Annotated in this window: 16 protein-coding genes, 2 pseudogenes and 1 riboswitch; of the genes and pseudogenes, 11 read left to right on the top strand and 7 right to left on the bottom strand. The window is 53.5% G+C overall.

The window, feature by feature from the left end:
* Nucleotides 1-9 precede the first annotated feature (9 nt).
* The 6 genes and pseudogenes from KGP16_RS13195 to KGP16_RS13170 form a co-directional block, all read left to right on the top strand.
* On the top strand, nt 10-2,394 hold the full coding sequence (locus tag KGP16_RS13195; RefSeq protein ID WP_223501477.1) for a DUF5682 family protein: 2,385 nt from the start codon (nt 10-12) through the stop codon (nt 2,392-2,394).
* Nucleotides 2,394-3,518, top strand: coding sequence for a VWA domain-containing protein (locus KGP16_RS13190; RefSeq protein WP_209522960.1), 1,125 nt, complete (start codon nt 2,394-2,396; stop codon nt 3,516-3,518). Before KGP16_RS13195 ends, KGP16_RS13190 begins: the two co-directional genes overlap by 1 nt.
* A complete protein-coding gene (locus tag KGP16_RS13185; RefSeq protein ID WP_223501476.1) occupies nt 3,515-5,569 on the top strand; it encodes an SWIM zinc finger family protein in 2,055 nt (684 codons plus the stop codon). Before KGP16_RS13190 ends, KGP16_RS13185 begins: the two co-directional genes overlap by 4 nt.
* A gap of 33 nt (nt 5,570-5,602) precedes the next feature.
* A riboswitch (yybP-ykoY riboswitch) is annotated at nt 5,603-5,699 on the top strand.
* 150 nt (nt 5,700-5,849) lie between these two features.
* Entirely contained in the window at nt 5,850-6,866 is a 1,017-nt protein-coding gene (locus KGP16_RS13180) for a sodium:calcium antiporter (RefSeq protein WP_021806407.1), read from the top strand.
* Between the two features lie 144 nt (nt 6,867-7,010).
* The gene (locus KGP16_RS13175; RefSeq protein WP_223501474.1) at nt 7,011-9,566 is read left to right on the top strand and encodes a heavy metal translocating P-type ATPase; all 2,556 of its coding nucleotides are present in this window, start codon (nt 7,011-7,013) and stop codon (nt 9,564-9,566) included.
* Between the two features lie 236 nt (nt 9,567-9,802).
* Nucleotides 9,803-9,925 (top strand): annotated as a pseudogene (locus KGP16_RS13170) (MerR family DNA-binding transcriptional regulator); the annotation flags it as partial.
* A gap of 59 nt (nt 9,926-9,984) precedes the next feature.
* Here KGP16_RS13170 and KGP16_RS13165 read toward each other — a convergent pair.
* Nucleotides 9,985-10,521, bottom strand: a complete 537-nt coding sequence (locus KGP16_RS13165; RefSeq protein ID WP_223501472.1) for a dihydrofolate reductase family protein — start codon at nt 10,519-10,521, stop codon at nt 9,985-9,987.
* 128 nt (nt 10,522-10,649) lie between these two features.
* Nucleotides 10,650-11,828 carry a hypothetical protein gene (locus tag KGP16_RS13160; RefSeq protein ID WP_223501471.1) on the bottom strand — a complete coding sequence of 393 codons (1,179 nt, stop codon included), beginning with the start codon at nt 11,826-11,828 and terminating at the stop codon, nt 10,650-10,652.
* 198 nt (nt 11,829-12,026) lie between these two features.
* Here KGP16_RS13160 and KGP16_RS13155 point away from each other — a divergent pair, with 198 nt between their 5' ends.
* From KGP16_RS13155 to KGP16_RS13145, 3 genes are all read left to right on the top strand, one after another.
* Nucleotides 12,027-12,212, top strand: a complete 186-nt coding sequence (locus tag KGP16_RS13155) for a hypothetical protein (RefSeq protein ID WP_223501470.1) — start codon at nt 12,027-12,029, stop codon at nt 12,210-12,212.
* Nucleotides 12,213-12,725, top strand: a complete 513-nt coding sequence (locus tag KGP16_RS13150; protein ID WP_037375908.1) for a hypothetical protein — start codon at nt 12,213-12,215, stop codon at nt 12,723-12,725.
* 96 nt (nt 12,726-12,821) lie between these two features.
* Nucleotides 12,822-13,781 carry a hypothetical protein gene (locus KGP16_RS13145; RefSeq protein WP_223501468.1) on the top strand — a complete coding sequence of 320 codons (960 nt, stop codon included), beginning with the start codon at nt 12,822-12,824 and terminating at the stop codon, nt 13,779-13,781.
* Nucleotides 13,782-13,989: 208 nt separating this feature from the next.
* Here the strand turns inward: KGP16_RS13145 and KGP16_RS13140 are convergent, their stop codons facing one another.
* The 3 genes from KGP16_RS13140 to KGP16_RS13130 all read right to left on the bottom strand — a co-directional run bounded on the left by KGP16_RS13140 (nt 13,990) and on the right by KGP16_RS13130 (nt 16,255).
* A complete protein-coding gene (locus KGP16_RS13140) occupies nt 13,990-14,544 on the bottom strand; it encodes a GNAT family N-acetyltransferase (RefSeq protein ID WP_059200821.1) in 555 nt (184 codons plus the stop codon).
* A gap of 59 nt (nt 14,545-14,603) precedes the next feature.
* Nucleotides 14,604-15,008, bottom strand: a complete 405-nt coding sequence (locus KGP16_RS13135; protein ID WP_071926111.1) for an NUDIX domain-containing protein — start codon at nt 15,006-15,008, stop codon at nt 14,604-14,606.
* Nucleotides 15,009-15,107: 99 nt separating this feature from the next.
* Nucleotides 15,108-16,255, bottom strand: a protein-coding gene (locus tag KGP16_RS13130) for an IS3 family transposase (RefSeq protein ID WP_223500153.1) whose coding sequence is annotated in 2 segments (ribosomal slippage) — nt 15,108-16,018 and nt 16,018-16,255 — 1,149 coding nt in all. Because the reading frame shifts where the segments join, the coding sequence is not laid out codon by codon here.
* A 65-nt stretch (nt 16,256-16,320) separates the two neighbouring features.
* Here KGP16_RS13130 and KGP16_RS13125 point away from each other — a divergent pair.
* Nucleotides 16,321-16,854 (top strand): annotated as a pseudogene (locus tag KGP16_RS13125) (substrate binding domain-containing protein); the annotation flags it as partial.
* A 189-nt stretch (nt 16,855-17,043) separates the two neighbouring features.
* Here the strand turns inward: KGP16_RS13125 and KGP16_RS13120 are convergent.
* The gene (locus tag KGP16_RS13120) at nt 17,044-17,742 is read right to left on the bottom strand and encodes an RluA family pseudouridine synthase (RefSeq protein WP_209554323.1); all 699 of its coding nucleotides are present in this window, start codon (nt 17,740-17,742) and stop codon (nt 17,044-17,046) included.
* A 95-nt stretch (nt 17,743-17,837) separates the two neighbouring features.
* Here KGP16_RS13120 and KGP16_RS13115 point away from each other — a divergent pair, with 95 nt between their 5' ends.
* Nucleotides 17,838-18,455 carry a histidine phosphatase family protein gene (locus tag KGP16_RS13115; protein ID WP_223501467.1) on the top strand — a complete coding sequence of 206 codons (618 nt, stop codon included), beginning with the start codon at nt 17,838-17,840 and terminating at the stop codon, nt 18,453-18,455.
* A gap of 76 nt (nt 18,456-18,531) precedes the next feature.
* On the opposite strand, the gene KGP16_RS13110 is transcribed toward KGP16_RS13115, so the two are convergent.
* On the bottom strand, nt 18,532-19,428 hold the full coding sequence (locus KGP16_RS13110; protein ID WP_209522982.1) for a PhzF family phenazine biosynthesis protein: 897 nt from the start codon (nt 19,426-19,428) through the stop codon (nt 18,532-18,534).
* Nucleotides 19,429-19,484: the final 56 nt, after the last annotated feature.

Below are 19,484 nucleotides of genomic sequence, written 5' to 3'. Positions count from 1 at the left end.
CGCTGCGTAATGAATAAATCACCGGAAATCATCGGTATTCGCCACCATAGCCCGGCCTGTGCCCGGCTGGTAGCGGCGAGAATTAACACGCTAAAACCGCGCTACGTGCTGATAGAAGGGCCGATGGACTTCAACTCCCGGCTTGATGAGCTGTTTTTGCCCCATAAGCTGCCGCTGGCTATCTATAGCTATGGCGTGCCGCAACAGCCTGGGCAGGGCGTGCGCAGAGGTTCCTGGTCACCGTTTGCCGAGCATTCTCCAGAGTGGCAGGCTCTGCAACAAGCGCGGGCGATCAAGGCGGAAATACGCTTTATGGATCTGCCGGCCTGGCATGCTGCGTTTGCCGATATTGCTAACCGCTACGCCGATTTAGCCGATGCCGAACAGCAGCAACGGGCAGAGGATTTTGAACAGGCACTGAGCCAAGAGCTGGGCATTCAGGGGAGCGATGCGCTTTGGGATCGGTTATTTGAAGATCAGTGCGATGTGAGGGAGCTGGAACAACGTCTAAGCCACTATTTCGAACGGCTGCGCGAAGAGGTTCCCGGCTCGCAGGGCAACCAGGATCGTGAAGCAATGATGGCCCGTTGGATCCGCTGGGCCATGGATCAACGGGACGGCGCCGTGTTAGTGGTGTGTGGCGGCTATCACGCACCTGCCTTGATGAAGCTGTGGCAAAACCTCCCCAGTGAAGAACATGAGCCTGAGCTGCCCGCTATAAGCCAATGTTTTGACGATTGGCAAGGCGACGCTCAATACACCACCGGCTCTTATTTGGTGCCCTACAGCTATAAGCGGCTGGATGCTTTCACTGGCTATGCTTCCGGCATGCCGTCACCGGCGTTTCAGCAGTGGGTGTGGGAATTTGGCTTGGAACAGGCAGGACTATACGCTTTCCAGCGCATACTAGAGCGGTTGCGCAAGCTTAACCTTCCGGCGTCGACCGCTGATATGGGTGCAGTTTATCTACGGGTTCAGGCACTTGCGCGGCTGCGCGGCCACCAGTTGCCGTTACGTAATGACTGGCTGGATGCCATGGCCGGTTCGCTGGTGAAAGAGGCGATGGATGTCCCGCTGCCGTGGACCTATCGCGGCCCTTTACGGCCAGGAACCGAGCCCATTCTGGTACAAATGATGGCGGTATTGGCCGGAGAGTCTCACGGCAAGCTGGCAAACAATACGCCACGCCCACCGTTGTTGATTTCGCTGGAGCTCGAACTTGAACGGTTGGCGATTACGATCCCCTCAGAGGTCAAGCTCGACCTGCTTAAACCTGAAGATCGCCAGCGCAGCAGAGCCCTACATCAGTTATTGCTATTGGCGATCCCGGGCATCCACTGCCTGAAGGGCGTTGGGCAAGCCATGTCGGGTGAAATGAGCGAACACTGGCAGCTTCGAGCACCGCTTGAGCAGGTTGCTGCGCTGATTGAGGCGGCCTCCTACGGCGCTACGCTGTCTGATGCGGCACTGGCCAAGCTGGAAGAAGCCTTGCTGGAGTTGCACGGTAGCCAGGGGATGGTGGTGGCGCTGGTTAAATTACTGAATCAGGCGGCATTGGCCGGGCTGGCGGATTTCAGCAGCCGAGTAGTAGAACAGCTTACTGCGGCGGTGAGCCAGGAAGGGAGTTTTGAGGACATCGGCTTCGCGCTGGAAGCGGCCCACACGCTGTATCGCCACGGTGAAAGCGTGGGTATGCAAGGATCAGCGATCTTGTTGACGGTGATCCAGATAACCTTCGACCGCGCGCTGTGGCTATGTGAAAGCTATGGCAGCGTGAACCCCGCCGACAGCCATCGGCACATTGCGGCATTTCAGGCGATCCGTTTGGTGACGCGGGATCTGCTCGCACTGCCTGATACCGACCGCAATACGTTATTTCCCACGCTGGAAGCCGATCGCGCGCTCACCGTTTGGCAAAGAAAAGCCGCGTCTACCGATGCCGATCCGCTAAGCCGTGGTGCGGCTTTGGGCGCATTACTCAGCCTGAATGACACCCATCCTGATTCCGCATCGCCGATCGCACAGCCGCTAGCGCTGCTGGCCACCCTGGCAGCCAATAAAATGGGCGATGCGCTCAGCGGATTAATTGCGTTGGCGCGCCACCACTTGACCCAGGATTTAACCTTTGTTCACGGCCTGAACCAGCTGGTTACCGCATTGGACGACGAAGACTTCCTGCTGGCCTTGCCCGCGATGCGCGGTGCATTTGCCTGGCTGCCACCAAGGGAACGCGGTGAGTTTGCCCGTCAGATACTGGAACTTCATCAGGCGAGTCATCTACCGGTTTCGTCGTTAAATCGCGAAATTACTGCCGCAACGCCGCAGGAGATTGCCGCTATGCAGCAGGCAGAAAAGCGGGCGCTGGAAATCCTTGGCCAATGGGGGCTGGTGTAATGGCAAATCAATTGACTCCAGAGTTACAACGCTGGCGCTTGCTGTTAGGTGAAGCCGCCGAGGCCTCGCTGGGTGAACTAGACGATCACTATCGCTCAGTTGATAGCGCCCTGGAATGGCTGTATGGCCGAGATCCGGAACGTTTGGCCCGTGGTGAACGCGGGGCCAGCCTGGGTAAATCCAACCTGACCACGCCTGAGTGGATTAATGAGATTCAGCAACTGTTCCCTAAAGAGGTGATCGAACGGCTGGAAGTGGACGCGGTTGAGCGCTACGGCATTGACGATGTGGTCACCAATCTTGACGTGCTGGAACGTATTGAACCCTCGGAAGCGTTACTGAAAGCGGTGTTACATACCAAACACTTGATGAACCCGCAGGTGTTGGCCGCCGCACGCCGGTTGGTGGCGGAAGTGGTACGGCGGATCATGGAGCGCCTGGCGCGTGACGTACGTCAGTCATTTTCCGGCAGCCGCGACCGGCGCCGCCCCTCGCAGGCCAAAGTGGCGCGTAACTTTGATTTTAAACGCACCGTTGCCGAAAACCTGCACCGCTGGAGCCCGCAGCACGGCAAGCTGTTTATCGAAACCCCGGCGTTTATGAGCCGGGTTAAACGCCATAGTGAACGTTGGGACATCATCCTGCTGGTAGACCAGAGTGGTTCCATGGTGGATTCGGTGATCCATGCCGCCGTGATGGCGGCCTGCCTGTGGAATTTACCGGGCATGCAAACGCGGTTGGTCGCCTTTGATACCGCCGTGGTGGACTTGACCGCAGACGTCAGCGATCCGGTTGAACTGCTGATGAAGGTGCAACTCGGTGGCGGCACCAATATCGCCAAGGCGGTGGGTTATGCCCAGTCCTGCATCACCAATCCCCAACGCACGATCGTGGTATTGCTGAGCGATTTCTTTGAGGGCGGCAGCGAAAGTGAGCTGGTCCGGCGGGTGCGTACCTGCATTCAGACCGGAGCCAAAGTACTGGGGCTGGCGGCGTTGGATCATCAGGCCAATCCACAATACGATCGTGATATGGCTAACCGGCTGGTCGCGGTCGGCGCACAAATTGGCGCCATGACGCCCGGCGAACTGGCAGCCTGGCTGGCAGAAAAGGTACAAGGATGACTCAACGTTCCGATTTACTCGAACTCACGCCGGAAGCCCTGATGGCGTTAAGCAACGCGGGCTTCGTCAAGCGCGCACAGAAAGAGGTCGCAGAAGGAAAACAGCCTGAACTGACAGAGCGTCATGACGGCTGTATTGAGGCCAAGTTCGGCGACGGCAACCAAGTCACTTTTCCGCCAGGAAAAACCTTGCGGGATGCGGCCTGTAGCTGCCCGGCCAGCAGCATGTGCCGCCATCGGGTCACGCTGGTCCTGGCCTATCAGGCGTTACATGCTAGCGGGTTGCCCCCAGAAGCTGACGATGTTCAGCCGCAAGGACCTGTACCAGCTTGGTCACCGGCCAGATTTAGCGAACAGCTTAGTGATGTCCCGCTCTCGGTCATTAGCCGGGCGAAAAAGTTGATCCAAGGCAGCGTCGTAGTGCAGTTGAGCAAAGGTAGCGGGGCGCAAGCCACTCCGTCAGCGCGTTTACCGATGTGTGACGTGCGGTTTTTCTCCCGTAGCAGCCTGGCCCATGCACGCTGTGACTGTATTCAGGAGACGATTTGCGAACATATTGTGATGGCGGTCTGGGGTTTTGAACAGGCCGAGATCAGCCAGCCAGACTTTGAGCAGTTAACGCTGCAAATCCGCTTGCCTGACGGTGAACAGGAGCAGGCAAACGCCTTATTTGACCAGCCAGAGGCGGTGCTATTACAAACGTCGTTGGATAAATTGCTGCTCAAACTGTGGTCGGACGGCAGCAGCCAGCCAGAGAGGGCCATCAAACCGCTGATGGCGGAAGTGAGTCGCCATGCCCAGCAGCTTCAGTGGCGCTGGGTAAGCGAAAGCCTGGCAGATATTCAGCAAGGGATGGCCGATCAGCATAATCGTTCAAGCCGCTATCATCCGGTCGAATTCTTGCAGCGCATCAGCGGGCTTTCCGCCCGGCTAGTCGCGGCCAGGTGCATGGACCAACAGGCGCAGCAGCAGAGCTTACCACGCCTTCCAGCGGCTGAAATTCTTGGTCTGGGCGTCAAAGGTGAGATCCAACTGGAACATCTGAAACTGGTGTCACTCGGTGCACGTTATTGGGCCGACGAGCAGCAGGAAGGGGTGGATCTGATCTACACCGACCCGGACTCCCAAGCGCTGATGGTGATCGAACGCCAGTGGCTTAAAAATAGCGATCCACAAGGCGTGGCGACGCCGATAGGCAGCCGCAGGATTGCTGGTCACCCGGTAAAAAAACTGGCGGCTTGCCAGGTGATCACCAATGCCGCCAAGCGCCGGGCAAACGGGGCGTTGGACATTGCCAGCGGTAAGCAATATACCAGCGTGTTGCCGCTCTCTGCCCGTGCGTGGGAGCTGTTGGGGGAACCGCTCAGGCAGCCTGATGCCGCAGCGCTGAAACGTCATCTCCAGCAGGCATTGCCAGATTTTGTACGCCCCAGGCAGCCGATCGAACAGCTGCATATCTTACCGATTAGTGAGGTGCTCGACTGGTGCTGGGACCCGGCATTACAGTGCTTGCAGATTGATATCTTAAGCGGAGAGGATCGTGATGATAATTTTGTGACAGTGTCACTAAATTACGATAGTGCCACCCCTCAGGCTACAGAGCTATTGGCCAGGGCAATGCTCACGTCAGCAACTCCGCCACGGTTGATTTCAGGCAGGGTGAAGATCGAGTCAGGAAAGTTGTTTATCGAGCCGTTGGCCGTAGCCAGTGACACCCAGATATTCTCACTGTGCGCCGATGAGGCTGAGCCTTTTCCAATGGAGCGCCAGGCCGATCTGCAACAGCGTTCGGATATACAGCAAGCGTTGGCAGACACCGAAACGTTGCTGGCACAGTGGTTACAGCAGGGGATCCGGCATCTTGGGGGGCGTGGGATTGAGCGGGTGGAAATCCTGGCCGAGGCGCTAAATGGCTATGGCCTGATGCAGCTGTCTGCAGGGTTAAACGAGTTACCCGAGCGTATTCGCTCTAATAACCACACAGAATTAGTCCACCGGTTGATGACGATTTATCAAACGCTGCGCCTGGTGAAAGACCGGCAGAGTAATTGACTTTGACAGCGCCATGACAGTTCGACTAAGCTTGCCCCACTCATTTGGGGAGTAGCCTTCCTTCATCATGAAGGAGGATGTGTCAACATACTCAGCAAGTTGCTGTGGCACATCCGTCGATCAGATTGGCGAGACCATAGGGGTAATATTTCTTTTGGATTGGACGAGGAATATTACACCATGGTTTACAACGTCCAGTCGGTATTTCCATCATGACCCTTTTTTCTGTTTTATTCTCAAATTACCTCAGCAAAAAACCGGGCAAATTGAGGGCTAAAGGATGACACTGTCATTTTTTCAGCTCGCGATATCCTTAATCATCATCTTGATTGCCTCTGAAATTTTCACCAATGCCCTGGAACACCTTGGCGAAAGGTTGAAGATCTCTGAAGGGGTAACCGGTTCGCTTTTTGCCGCTATTGGCACCGCCTTGCCTGAAACCATGGTACCCATTTTGGCTCTGGTTGCCGGCACGTCGGCGGCTAATGTTAACGAAGAGATTGGCGTGGGGGCGATATTGGGCGCGCCGCTGATGCTGTCTACGCTGTCTGTCTTTTTGATGGCGCTGGCTGTGGTAAGACGGCGGGGTATTAACGGGGCAATCACCCCAGAGCCCACCGGGTTTATACGAGATACGCATTTCTTCCTGCTGGCTTTTGTGTTAGCCGCAATCGCCTTGTTCATTCCTGTAGAGATGAAAGTCGCCAGGATGGGCGTCAGCGTGTTGTTGGTCTTGCTTTATGTCACCTACATGGTAAAAACCTTACACGCGTCGAAAAAATTAGTGGCTGAAGGCAATGGAACCGCAGCAGATAACGTCATGTTCTTATCCCGAGTGGGATTGCCCACCACGCTATTCACCATCATCCTGCAAACTTTAATTGGTTTGGGCGTATTGGTGGCGGGGGCTTTAGGTTTTATAGACGGCGTTGCCGCAGTATCGGAAAAGCTTGGCATCTCTGTGTTGTTACTGTCATTGATTATCATTCCTATAGCTACCGAATTGCCAGAGAAGGTGAACAGCATTCTATGGATTCGCAAAGGGAAGGATACTCTGGCATTAGGCAATATTACCGGCGCAATGGTTTTCCAAGGCACCATATTACCCGCCATCGGGATATTATTGACGCCATGGCAACCCCGGCATGAAGTGCTGATCGGGGTGTTTATTACGCTTTCATCGGCATTTTGGCTGTGGATCAACGCCAGAAACAAAAATCTGAAAGTGTGGATGCTATTTATTAATGGGGCTTTCTATTTCGCTTATATTATCGCCTCAATCTCATTTAGCGGCTAAATAATTACCATCCCTGCAATCCGATGTAGGTCAAAGCGATAACCCTGCTCACTCCCCCACGGAACTGATTGCTCACAGACCTTGACCTTCCCCTTGTGGGAAGGTTTAAGCTTTTTGTTACCGAAACTTCCCAGGAGTAGAACCATGGCTTCCGTTTTCGTCCCATCAGGTTCCAATCAAGCGGCTCGTCTGAGCCTGCCGGTCGAAGGAATGACCTGTGCATCGTGCGTTGGCCGTGTCGAACGCGCTCTAAAAGCCGTTCCAGGCGTGCAAACAGCTACGGTCAATCTTGCCACCGAGCGGGCAGATGTCACCTTTAGCGGCGTGGCCGATCCACAAGCGACCGTTAGTGCTATCGAGAGCGCCGGTTACGCCGTCCGTGAAGAGACTACTGAACTGGCGATCGAAGAAATGACCTGCGCATCCTGCGTCGGAAGAGTTGAGAAGGCGCTGACACAACTTCCAGGCGTCCTCTCTGCCAGCGTCAACCTGGCGACCGAGCGTGCGCGGGTACGGCACCTCGCCGGGGTTATCTCCACCGCTGACCTTGAAGCGGCGGTTGTGCAGGCGGGTTACAAGGCACATCGTTTGTCTGCCGAAACGCCGAATGTGAACGATCAGGATACCGAACGCCGCGAGAATGAAGCGCGCGGCTTACGCCGCTCTTTGCTGATTGCGGGCATTCTCACTTTGCCGGTCTTTATCCTTGAGATGGGCTCGCACCTTATTCCCCCGATGCACCATTGGGTGCAAGGCGTTTTAGGTGAACAGACGAGCTGGTATATACAGTTTGTACTCGCCACCCTGGTGCTGTTCGGCCCGGGCCTGCGCTTTTTCCGCAAGGGTATCCCGGCGTTGTTGCGTGGTGCTCCCGATATGAACTCGCTGGTGTCGGTGGGTACGGCAGCGGCGTACGGCTATTCGGTGGTGGCGACTTTCATTCCCGAGGTGCTGCCTAAGGGAACCGCTAACGTTTACTTCGAAGCCGCCGCGGTCATCGTGACCTTGATCCTGCTTGGGCGCACGTTGGAGGCTCGCGCCAAGGGGCGAACGTCTCAGGCCATCAAACGGCTGGTCGGGCTTCAGGCAAAGACCGCGCGCGTTGAACGTAACGGCGATACCGTTGAGATCCCGCTCGATCAGGTGACCACAGGTGACGTGGTGTTCGTTCGTCCAGGGGAGAAGATCCCTGTCGATGGCGAGGTCGTCGAGGGGGCATCTTATGTGGATGAGAGCATGATCACCGGCGAGCCGTTACCCGTATCGAAGGGCGTAGGCGCTGCCGTTGTCGGTGGCACCATCAACAAGACCGGCGCTTTCAGCTTCCGCGTCACCAAGGTTGGGGCCAATACCGTGCTGGCGCAGATCATCCGCCTGGTTGAGGAAGCGCAGGGCTCCAAGCTACCGATCCAGGCGCTGGTCGATAAGGTGACCATGTGGTTTGTACCGGCAGTGATGGCTGCCGCCGCGCTGACGTTCCTGGTCTGGCTGATCTTCGGCCCGGATCCGGCGCTGACCTTTGCGTTGGTGAATGCGGTTGCGGTGCTGATTATCGCTTGCCCGTGCGCCATGGGGCTGGCTACGCCGACGTCAATTATGGTCGGTACCGGGCGCGCCGCTGAACTTGGCGTGTTGTTCCGCAAGGGGGAAGCCTTGCAGGCGCTGCGTGATGTGAGCGTTATTGCTCTCGACAAGACTGGCACCTTGACCAAAGGACGCCCAGAACTCACCGATCTCGTTCCCGCCAAGGGTTTTGAGTACAGCGAAGCGCTGGCTCTGGTGGCGGCGGTTGAAACCCGCTCTGAGCACCCGATCGCCGAAGCGATTGTGCTGGCCGCCAAACAGCAAGGCATCACGCTGGCCCCCGTTGAAGGCTTCGACGCCGTGCCGGGCTTTGGCGTAACGGCCAAGGTTGATGGCAGGGTGGTCTCCGTCGGTGCGGATCGGTTCATGACGCAGCTTGGCCTTGATGTGGCGAGCTTCAAGTCTGCCGCCCAGCGCCTGGGTGAACAGGGTAAGAGCCCGCTCTATGCCGCTATCGACGGTCGTCTGGCGGCGATTATTGCGGTTGCCGATCCGATCAAGGAAACCACGCCAGAGGCTATTAAGGCGCTGCACGCGCTGGGCCTCAAAGTGGCGATGATCACCGGCGACAATGCGGCAACGGCGGCGGCGATCGCCAAACAGCTCGGTATTGATGAAGTTGCGGCAGAGGTATTGCCCGACGGCAAGGTTGCTGCGCTGAAAAAGTTCCGGGCCAACGGGGCGCGAGTAGCCTTTGTGGGGGACGGTATCAACGACGCCCCAGCGTTGGCGGAAGCGGACGTAGGGCTAGCCATCGGCACCGGTACCGATGTAGCTATCGAGGCGGCCGACGTAGTGTTGATGTCTGGCGACCTGCGCGGGGTGCCGAACGCTATCGCACTCAGCCAGGCGACGATCCGCAACATCAAACAGAACCTGTTCTGGGCCTTTGCCTATAACGCGGTGCTGATCCCGGTGGCGGCAGGTGCGCTTTATCCATGGAACGGCACTTTGCTTTCGCCGATCTTCGCGGCGGCGGCGATGGCGCTCTCCAGCGTCTTTGTTCTCGGCAACGCGCTGCGGCTTAAGCGCTTCCAGGCTCCGATGACGGTTGAGGCTTCTAGCGGGACGGCGGAAAGCGGGGCGGAGATTATCCCCGTTACCGCAAGTAAATGACCGATGTCGGGCCATGGTGATGCCCCTCACCCTAACCCTCTCCCACAGGGAGAGGGGACCGACCGTGCTACAAATGGATTCAAGTGTTTACCTTAGCTCCGGAGCTTCGAGGCTGTGTAAGTTGATCTCCACACCTGACCGCAGCTCCGAATCAGCTCCCTCTCCTTGGGGAGAGGGCTGGGGTGAGGGAGACCAGTGACAATAACGCTAACTGTAGCCCTATGAAGGAGTGAACGATGAATATCGGTCAAGCAGCCAAGTCCTCCGGCGTTTCAGCCAAAATGATCCGCTACTACGAACAGACCGGTTTGCTCCCCTAGGCCATACGGTCGGATGCGGGCTACCGCCATTACAGCTCTTAGGACGTACATAGCCTGCGTTTTATCCGCCGCTCACATTCCACTGCGTCTAATCGGCACTACTTTCTTATAGTTAACACGCTTTCTAACGCACCACTTTGTAAAAACCTGTTGGTCACTGGTGTCACAACCACGTTACGGTTGACTGGTAGGATCTTGATCCCTTCACCCAGAAATACGGGAATGGTTGTGATATGTAATTGGTCCAATTCACCAGCATCGGCGAAAAATGCAGCGGACTGACCCCCTCCAACGACCCAAACATCCTTACCTTTTGCCGCCAGTTTTGCATGCCTGGCAATATCATTAGCATTGCCACAAACTTTACTTATGCCTGTGCCTTGCGGTATTGCCAGATCCTGACTTGTCAAAATGAACGCCGGAATATCTTGATAAGGCCAGTCGCCATGGGCATTTTCCATTATCCAGCTGTAGGTTTTTCCTCCCATAATCACTGCGCCAATACTCTGGTAGAAGTCATCATAGGGTGTAGCATCATCGCCTAAAATAAAATTAGTCAGCCAGTCAAGCTCATGATCCTGGGTGGCAATGTAGCCATCCATAGATGCTGCAACATAATAAATTAACTTCGACATTCGATATCCTTGGTTTGCTAAGCGGGCGCAGCATGCAGCGCCCCTACGTTTTGAGCCTGTTGGGTGTTGTCAGCAGTCTTGCGACTTGCGCTTCTTCGGCGAACTTCACCACTTTATCATCAGGCGTATTAGCATGCAGGCAAGACTGGATTCTGGGCTACCTCTTGCCTCAACGCCTCAAATGGGCACTGGCTGAATAAGCGGAGGATCGCTACTGGAGTCAAAGGGTTGAGTGCCAGCGAACGGTTAAACTGAAACAGGCTGCTGGCAGTGTCGTACAAATTGGTATCAGAAGCCGGAAATTCAGCATAGCCAAAGGTGCGGAACGGCGGCGTTTTATCGCGTACTTGAGGACACCTAACCGCGAGTTGTTCCACCCAACGAGAAAAGATTGGCCAATCTATCATGTCATCTTCCGTCAGTGCTGCCATACCGGCAAAGCACTCCTCGGTAAACACGTAGGGATGCTGCGCCAGCTTTTGCCATACGAGTCGGGCGCCTGGGCTCGGATTTGGATTAAGGAAAAACTGCCGGTTATGAGCCAGCCTGCTCAGGACAAACAGATCCATCGATTGACTAAGCTGGGTCAATATATGGCTGGATATGGCACGTTCCGCCAGTTCACCTCTGACCCATACATTGACGTCGTCCAGTAGCTCCATCATCAACGCTTCATCTTCATGATAGCGAGAAACCAGCCGGCACCTGACCAAATGAGAAGGATCTTTGGTCAGTGACTGCAACAGGGCTTTAGAGGGATTAACCAGCCGGAAAATCATATTTTCACGCACGGCCTCATCCGGATGATGAATAGCAATATTTGCCCAGCATGCTGGCCATGCCGGGTTGGCTGCCGACTTATCAAGGATAGGGCCAACGGGGTCCAAAAAATAGTCTGAGTACACTTTGTCCGCAGCGCGGTCATGGTCTGCTCTTGAAGCCATTGATTGGCTGGTAAGCCCCTCTACCAGCGTTGGATAGTGGGAATTCAACGCCTCCCATGCCAATGCCTCGCTGGCATACTGCCATGGTTGCCAACGCCAGACCAACTCTGGCCATACCATGCAAGGCACGATAAACGGCTGTTTGCTTTGCTGCGCCACCTGAATTTTCACATCCAGCGACAAGGCGGGCAGCACATCTAGCAGAACCTGAGTGGCGGTATCTTGCGCATTAGCGACGGCTTTTAAAAAACGATCTGGGAATGCCGCCCAACCGTGTTCAATCAGCAAGGCCGCAAAATCTGGCGCATTGAGGAGCTTACTGACGGTATTACTGCGGGCTTGGCCTAAGTCTGAGATGTCCATGGATCGCTGCTTTTGATTATTCCTTCAGTGGGGAAATACTATCCGATCGGGGATGTGGTGAATAGATGGGGGGATGCATTCTCCGAGCGAGTTCTCTACCGGGTGCTGGGAGGCGAAATTCACCACTTTGTTCATCCTTGTCCGCCATAAAGAATGTACTACTGTTAATAGATGTATCCGTGATGGAAGAAGCTTGGTATGGCAAAACCTTCGTTCCCCCGTTTGATTGCCGTGTGCCTGCTGGTCATTGCAGCCCCTTTGTCTGCTGTAGCGCTACTTGAGCTAACCGTTACTGAGAGAAAAACGTACAGAGTCACTGCACCGTATCTTTCAGGAGAAGAGGGCTCTCAAACAACACCACTCATATTTAAAGAGGTCATTTAAATGCTTAATAAGTCAGTGGCTATGGTATGTTTGTTAACAGTGGTGCCCGCATGTGTCGCAGGTGAAATAAATTTATACTCTATTAACACCGGCTCCTTTGTGTATCATACGATAAACAATGAGGGGCAATACACGGAGAACTTTGATAACAAATTTTTCTCCGTAGAACGAAAGTTTTCTGAGGATTCAAAATATAGTATTTTGGTTGGCACAATGAAAAACAGTTTCAATGACCGCTGTATCGCACTGGGTCTGCGAAGAGACTGGATGTCTAATGACTCTGGATGGGTTTTTAAGGGTGTTTACGGATATGTTGGTGAGTTCTTTTTTGATGCTTTCAGTCAATGTGGTAATGACGGCTCATATAAAAAGTTCAAGGATACTACCGGCGTGGGGTTCTCTCCCTATATCTATCATGCGGTTCAATACAACTTTACCAGCTACTTTGGGGTGGAAAGTGGTATTATTCTTCCCTCAATCTTTGTCGTTAGCGCACAATGGAGTTTCAGGTAGTTTTCAGCGACAGGCTTTGCATGTATGCACACTCGTGCTCTGTGCCAAGGGCCAGGCATCACACGGCAAACCAAACCATTAAAAAGGGATAACCTCTTGACCATACGCATTAGGCTCACTGTCGCACTAACATTGCTTACTGCGACACTGCCTGTATTAGCTAAAATGCCAGAAAACTTTGTCTATACCAGCTCAGGCGATCTTGAAGCGGCGTCAGTCATTATGGCGCGTAGCGACATTGGCGGTGCGCAGATCGTTTACAGTTGGCGCTCACTCGAACCTGAGAAGAACAAGTACAACTTTTCGCAGATTGAGCAGGATCTTGCTCGTCTTAAAGGAGCCAAGAAAAAACTTTTCATCCAGATCCAGGATCGGTTTTTCGAACAGAATGCCCGATACGTTCCTGACTATCTGATGAATGATGCCAGGTACGGTGGTGGGATATCGCCACAATTTGACAATCCTGGCGAAGGAAAGCCGATTGGCTCGGGTTGGGTGGCGCAGCAGTGGGATCCCGCTGTGCGCCAACGTTATCAGGCTCTGTTGGCAGCGCTTGCAGAGCGTTTCGATGGCCGAGTCTATGGTGTGAACTTACCCGAAACAGCCATTGATCTTGATGAGAAAAAGCTACCCAAGGGATTTACCTGTGATAACTATTTCGCAGGCGAAATGGAAAATCTCACCTTTGCGCGCAAGGTGTTCACCAAGTCACATGTGGTGCAATATGTTAATTTCTGGCCGTGCGAATGGAATAACGACCACAATTACATGGGGCGACTGTTTGAGTTCGCAAGTGCCAATAACATTGGGCTTGGCGGCCCAGATATTGTTCCCAACCGCAAGGCGCAAATGAAGAACTCCTATCCGTTCTTCAACAAATACAAAAATAAGCTGGTACTCGTTGCCATGGCGGTGCAAGAGCCGACCTTGACCTATAGGAACCCCAATACGGGCAAGCCATTTAGCAAGGATGAGTTTGTGCAATTCGCAGAAGACTATCTCGGTGCAGATATCATTTTCTGGAGCACGACGTCTCCCTGGTTGGCGAAGAAATAGGAACCAGTCGCCTAAGAAAAGAAAGCCTCACGGAGTAATCATGGGGGCAGGTCACGGCCCGTTATATTTTCCCCGGGAGGCTGAGCAGTTATTAATAAGCACCAGACGATCGAGTCGTTAAACGGGTAGGCCGATAGCTTTCAGGAAGTTTCCTCATATAAAAGGGCCTACTCCTAGATATCAGCGAATCCGCCGTAACCCCTCGGCATCAGTTTTGTGGCCATTCTTGCTTCAGCAATGCATAAATCAGTTCATCGCCCCATTGACCATCAAAGCGATCGTTCTGTCGTAAATGTGCTTCTTTGCGCATACCCAAGCGTTCGACCACGCCGATAGAGCCGCGATTGGCTGCATCAAGTCGGGCAAAAATGCGGTGGAAACCCACTTCGGTGAAGCCGCGTTCCAGCACCGAACGTACCGCTTCTGCCGCATAGCCTTTACCGGCATAAACCGGATTGAAGATATAACCGATTTCTCCTTGCAGTGCCGCGCTGCTGGCCAGTTTCAGTAACACTTCACCAATGAGTTCGCCGCTATCTTTCAATGTGACGGCACAATAAAAAGTGTCACCATCTTCACTAAAACGAGAGGCTACGGCCTTTGCCAACCGCTTTTCCATTTGCGCCTGCTCCGGCGGTGGAGCATACAAGTAGCGGTAGACTTCAGGCAGGCGATGGTAAGCCGCATAGGCGTGGAGATCGTCAGGGGTAAAGCGGCGTAGCCGCAGGCGCTCGGTGGAGAATGGCAGGGTAATCGAATGCAAGAAATTATCCTTTTCTAATTTGTTGTTATGGTGAAGGGATCGATACTACCAATGACCCGTTAACGTTCCAGCATAGAAAGAATATGATTTTTGGTAAGCGGGGCCAGTTGCACCTGCTGGTTGCTAGAAGGTTCAAACCATATCACTTCTTCGATTTCTGCAGCGGGTAGAAAGTGGGTCTCTTCGGTGCTGATTCTGAACATGTCAGCAATCAGCATGTGCCCAGGCTCATTTGCTGCGAGATCCGTAAAGCGCCCAAGTGGGATCATCTCATCAGGATTGAAGGAGGCATTCAGTTCCTCTTCCAGTTCACGTGCAAGTGCCACCTCTGGCCGCTCGCCGGATTCAATTTTTCCACCCGGTTGCATAAACCACTCCGTGTTGCGTTTTCTGACCAGAAGGATCCGGCCAGCCCGATCGGTGATGACGGCCGCAGCTATATGAATTTGCTTACTCTCTGACATTCTGAATCCCGTTGTTTGGTAGAAAAGCACCCCGCGTGAAGGCATCAAATGTACCAGAGAGGGGAGGGTGATTCCTAGCCTTGAATCGCCACGGATAATCTAGACACTTCTGAGCCGTTGATAATATTGATTTTCATATTCCGTCGGTGACATCTGATCACTCGAACCATGCCGACGCTTACTGTTATAAAACATTTCGATGTAATCAAAAATATCACTGCGGGCTTCTTCCCGCGTTCCGTAGATCTTTTTCTTTATCCGTTCACGCTTCAGTAGCTGGAAAAAACTTTCTGCAACTGCGTTATCGTGACAGTTACCACGACGGCTCATACTGCCCTCCAGTCCATGTGATTTCAGGAATGACTGCCATTCATGGCTTGTATACTGACTACCTTGATCAGAATGAACCAGCACCTGTTTTTGAGGATTACGCCGCCACACGGCCATCAGAAGCGCATTCAGGACAATATCTTTTGTCATCCGGGGTTGCATTGACCAGCCGATAACTTTGCGCGAAAACAGGTCAACAACCACGGCCAGATACAGCCAGCCCTCGTGGGTTCGGATGTAAGTTATGTCCGTTACCCAACGTTCATCCGGTGCTTCCGAGTTGAACTGCCGCTGGAGCCTGTTGGGTGTCACGATACTGGCCTCCCCTTTACGAGCTCTTGGGCTTCGGTATCCGACCTGAGCCTTTATCCCGGCACGCTTCATCAGCCGCCAGACCCGGTTAATCCCGCACTGTTGCCCGCTATCTCGCAGGTCGAGATGGATCTTACGATAGCCATAAACGCAACCGGACTCCAACCAGAACTGTTTGATTTGTCCTGTCAGCCTCATATCTGTCTGATGCCGTGGTGAATGTGGCTGCTGAAGCCAGGTGTAAAACCCACTTGGATGAACATCCAGCACCCGACAGAGCAGACGAACAGGCCAACAACAGGTGTTATCACGGATAAAGGCGTACCTCAGTCGGACAGCTTTGCGAAGTACGCCGCGGCTTTTTTTAATATGTCCCGTTCGTCAGTAACTCGTTTCAGCTCTTTTTGGAGTCGGCGGATCTCGGCCTGAGCATCTGACTGTTCTTTGTTGGTGGAAGAGTCAGGCCCGTACTTCTTTATCCAGGCGTAAAGGCTGTGGGTGGTGATGTCGAGACGTGTTGCAACGCTGGAAACAGAATGGCCACGATCAACAACCTGTTTGACCGCTTCAATTTTAAACTCTTCAGGATAACGCTTACTGCTCATGTGCACCTCTCTTTAGGCCATTTTAAATGACTCTGAGGTGTCTGTTAAACCCGTGGCGATTCAGTGTCACAAATTTGTCTGGTTTTGAATCCCTGCGAGACGATCTGGATTTAGCCATCATTGTGAGCCGTGGCCAACTGGATGACAGTGATTACATAGCCCGTCATCTGGTGACAATCCCTTGCACTATCGTTGCAGCCCCCTCCATCATTCAGCGTTATGGCATCCCTTCTCGTATACAGCAATTTGAAGAATTACCCTGCATTACCACGGTAAATGCACTTAAAGGTGCTCCTTGGCAGTTTATGAATAAAAAGGGGGGATTCGAGACGATTAAGGTTAAAGGCCATTACAGGGTAAACAGCGGAGAGATGGCAGGACGCGCGGCGGTAGCGGGTGTTGGTTTCGCCATTCTTTCGAGACAGGCCTGCCAACCCTACATCGACGATGGACGGCTGATCGAGATTAAGTTTGAACAACCGCCAGCCCCACTTCAATTGTTTGCACTTTATACTGACAGGCGTTATTTGCCAGCTAAAACGCGAGCGCTCATTGATTACATACAGCAGAATTTGAGCCATACATCCTTAGCAACCTAAGGCTACATTAAACAGCCACAGAGAGTCCTGGTGTTACAATAGTCTCTAAATGCACAATGTCCGCTTTTCGCTCATAGCCGACACGGTTCCGCCCAGTGGACAGGACAATGCCAGCATTGGACTTTGCAAGCACTACGCCGAGTTAATCAACGGGTGCAGGTCACGACACCACGATAGATACCTTCACTTTCAAAACGGGCAGGCATTACTGGCTTTGATCAACGCTTCGCTAATAGGATGAACAAAATGCAGCTCACTGGCATGCAGCATCAGCCGCGGCGTCCGTTCGGTGCCAGGTATTAGGAGACCGCCATACAGATCGCAGCCCAAAATAGGGTGTCCCAACTGCTGGCAGTGAATACGCAATTGATGGGTGCGCCCGGTCTCCGGGGTTAGCTCTACACGCGTCAAAGGCAGTAACGTCCCGTCTTCCAACTCGTGATTTAAGCGTTCAACGACACGATAGCGGGAGCGGGCGGGCTTGCCGTGGATTGAGCAAATCGACATCAGTGGGAACAACGCCGGGTCTTTGGCAATCGCAGCATCTATCACCCCGTTGTTGTCGTTCAGGTGTCCGCAGAGCAGTGCGCTGTAAACTTTGGTCACGGTGCGCTGGCTGAATTGCTGGCAGAGGGCTGCGTTGATAGTCTTATTGCGTGCAACCACCATCAGCCCGGAAGTACCGAAATCAAGGCGGTGAATCAGGGTGCAGCCGGGGAATATCTGTACCAACCGATGATGCACCGAATCGAGATTTTGCGGATTCTTCCCCGAGAGGCTGAGCAGCCCGGCGGGCTTATTGATGAGCACCAGGTGATCGTCCTGATAGAGGATCTCTATCTCGTCATGGCACGGTGGGGCAATAAAAGTATCGAAAATCGTAGACATCATGCTGCCGGATAGAGAGTGGATGTGGATAATAACGAATTTTCAGCAGGCTGGCGAATCTGGCCTTTAGCCTGATTGAGCAACGGTAATTTTTGATGAAAGTGATACTTGTACGACATGCGCAAACGGAATGGAATCAGCGCGGTATTATCCAGGGGCATATGGACAGTCCGGTGACTAAACGAGGTGTGCTTGAGACATCAGCTTTACTGGCAGCATTAACAGACGCCGCTTACCCTACAGACTGTGTCTACGCATCTCCCCTTGGGCGTGCCTGGCACATGGGGCAGGCACTGGCGGACCGTTTTCTCTGCCCGTTGGTTGCGGAACCTGCGCTGAAGGAGCAGGCATTCGGTCATTATGAAGGGATGACACGGGAACAAATACAATATGACCATCCCAGTGAAGCAGAGTCGCTATTTGGGCGAGATGCGCAATTTTGTGCCCCTGGCGGCGAGTCGCTGACGCAGGCTTCTCAGCGAGTTATCAATTTCTTGCACCACCAACAAGTGGTGGCTCCACACCAGACAATATGTATTGTATCTCATGGCCAAGTCAGCCAGGGAGTGCTGGCCTTGCTCAAAGAGGGAAGAATCGATAATTTTCTCCGTTATGCTCAACCGAACGCGAGCTACTCTGTTTTAGACCTGGTTGGGGATAAATGCGTCTCTCTGCGATGGGGGATCGCGACACATTTACTTAAGCTGTTGTGATTCGTCATGAACAATCATTAAAACCGGGAAAGGGCACCCGGTCACAATGTCGATACTCCGTAAATTATCGCCACAGCTAAATGTGCAACTGACCATTAATCAGCGTGCAGCTCTGCCCACCAATCCAAGGCTCACCGTCAATAAAGCGAACGCTAACCCGGCCATCGCGATGTAGTTGGGTGCCTTGTCGAACCTGATACCCCTGCGCCGTTGAACCACCGTCGGGGAAATTATTCTCCTTCAACAAACGGGCCAGGCATGCATTGGCACTGCCAGTCACTGGGTCCTCTACCAACTTACCCCCTTCAACCAGAAACGCTCGCATTTCATAGTCTGCTGGCTCACCCGATGAATAGGCACCATAAATCACCACACCATCAACCTCATGATCGGTTTGCAGCTTCTTAATCGTGGCATGATCCGGCGTCATCGTCAGGCAGGATTGAGCGCTTGGCAGACGTACCATAAGCCAGCGAATACCCATGTCGGCAATGACCGGCACCGTATCGGCTTCGATAACCGCAGGTTGAAAAGCGGCCATTAGCATTTCCCTTTCTGCTGCAGTCAGCGTTCGAAGCGTTACCGCCGGCGCAGCAAACGCCAGCGTTCCTTCAGCTAAGATATTGACCGCAACCAGACCAACCCCGCATTCTTGCATCACCACCCCCGGCTGTTTGGTCACCAGCCCAGCCTCCAATAATGCATGGGCCGTACCCAAAGTCGGATGCCCGGCAAAGGGTAGCTCTTTTTCGGGGGTAAAAATGCGCACCTGATAATCGGCTAGCGAATTAGTCGGTTTGAAAACAAACGTCGTTTCCGAAAGGTTGGTCCAGCGAGCTAACGAAAGCATCTGCATTTCATTCAAGCCCTCTGCTTCCAGGATCACCGCCAAGGGATTCCCCTGCAATGGCGAAGTGGTAAATACATCCACCTGTTTGTAGGCGCGAGGTTTCACATCATCTTTTCTGAGCATTTGACGTCATCCGCTAGGTATAAGGCTTGATGATAGCGCTATTAAATGACGCACAT

Origin of the sequence: Serratia sp. JSRIV006 (genome assembly GCF_019968685.1) — a bacterium.
Classification (GTDB): domain Bacteria; phylum Pseudomonadota; class Gammaproteobacteria; order Enterobacterales; family Enterobacteriaceae; genus Chania; species Chania fonticola_B.
This window is presented reverse-complemented; position numbering and strand designations above follow the sequence as displayed.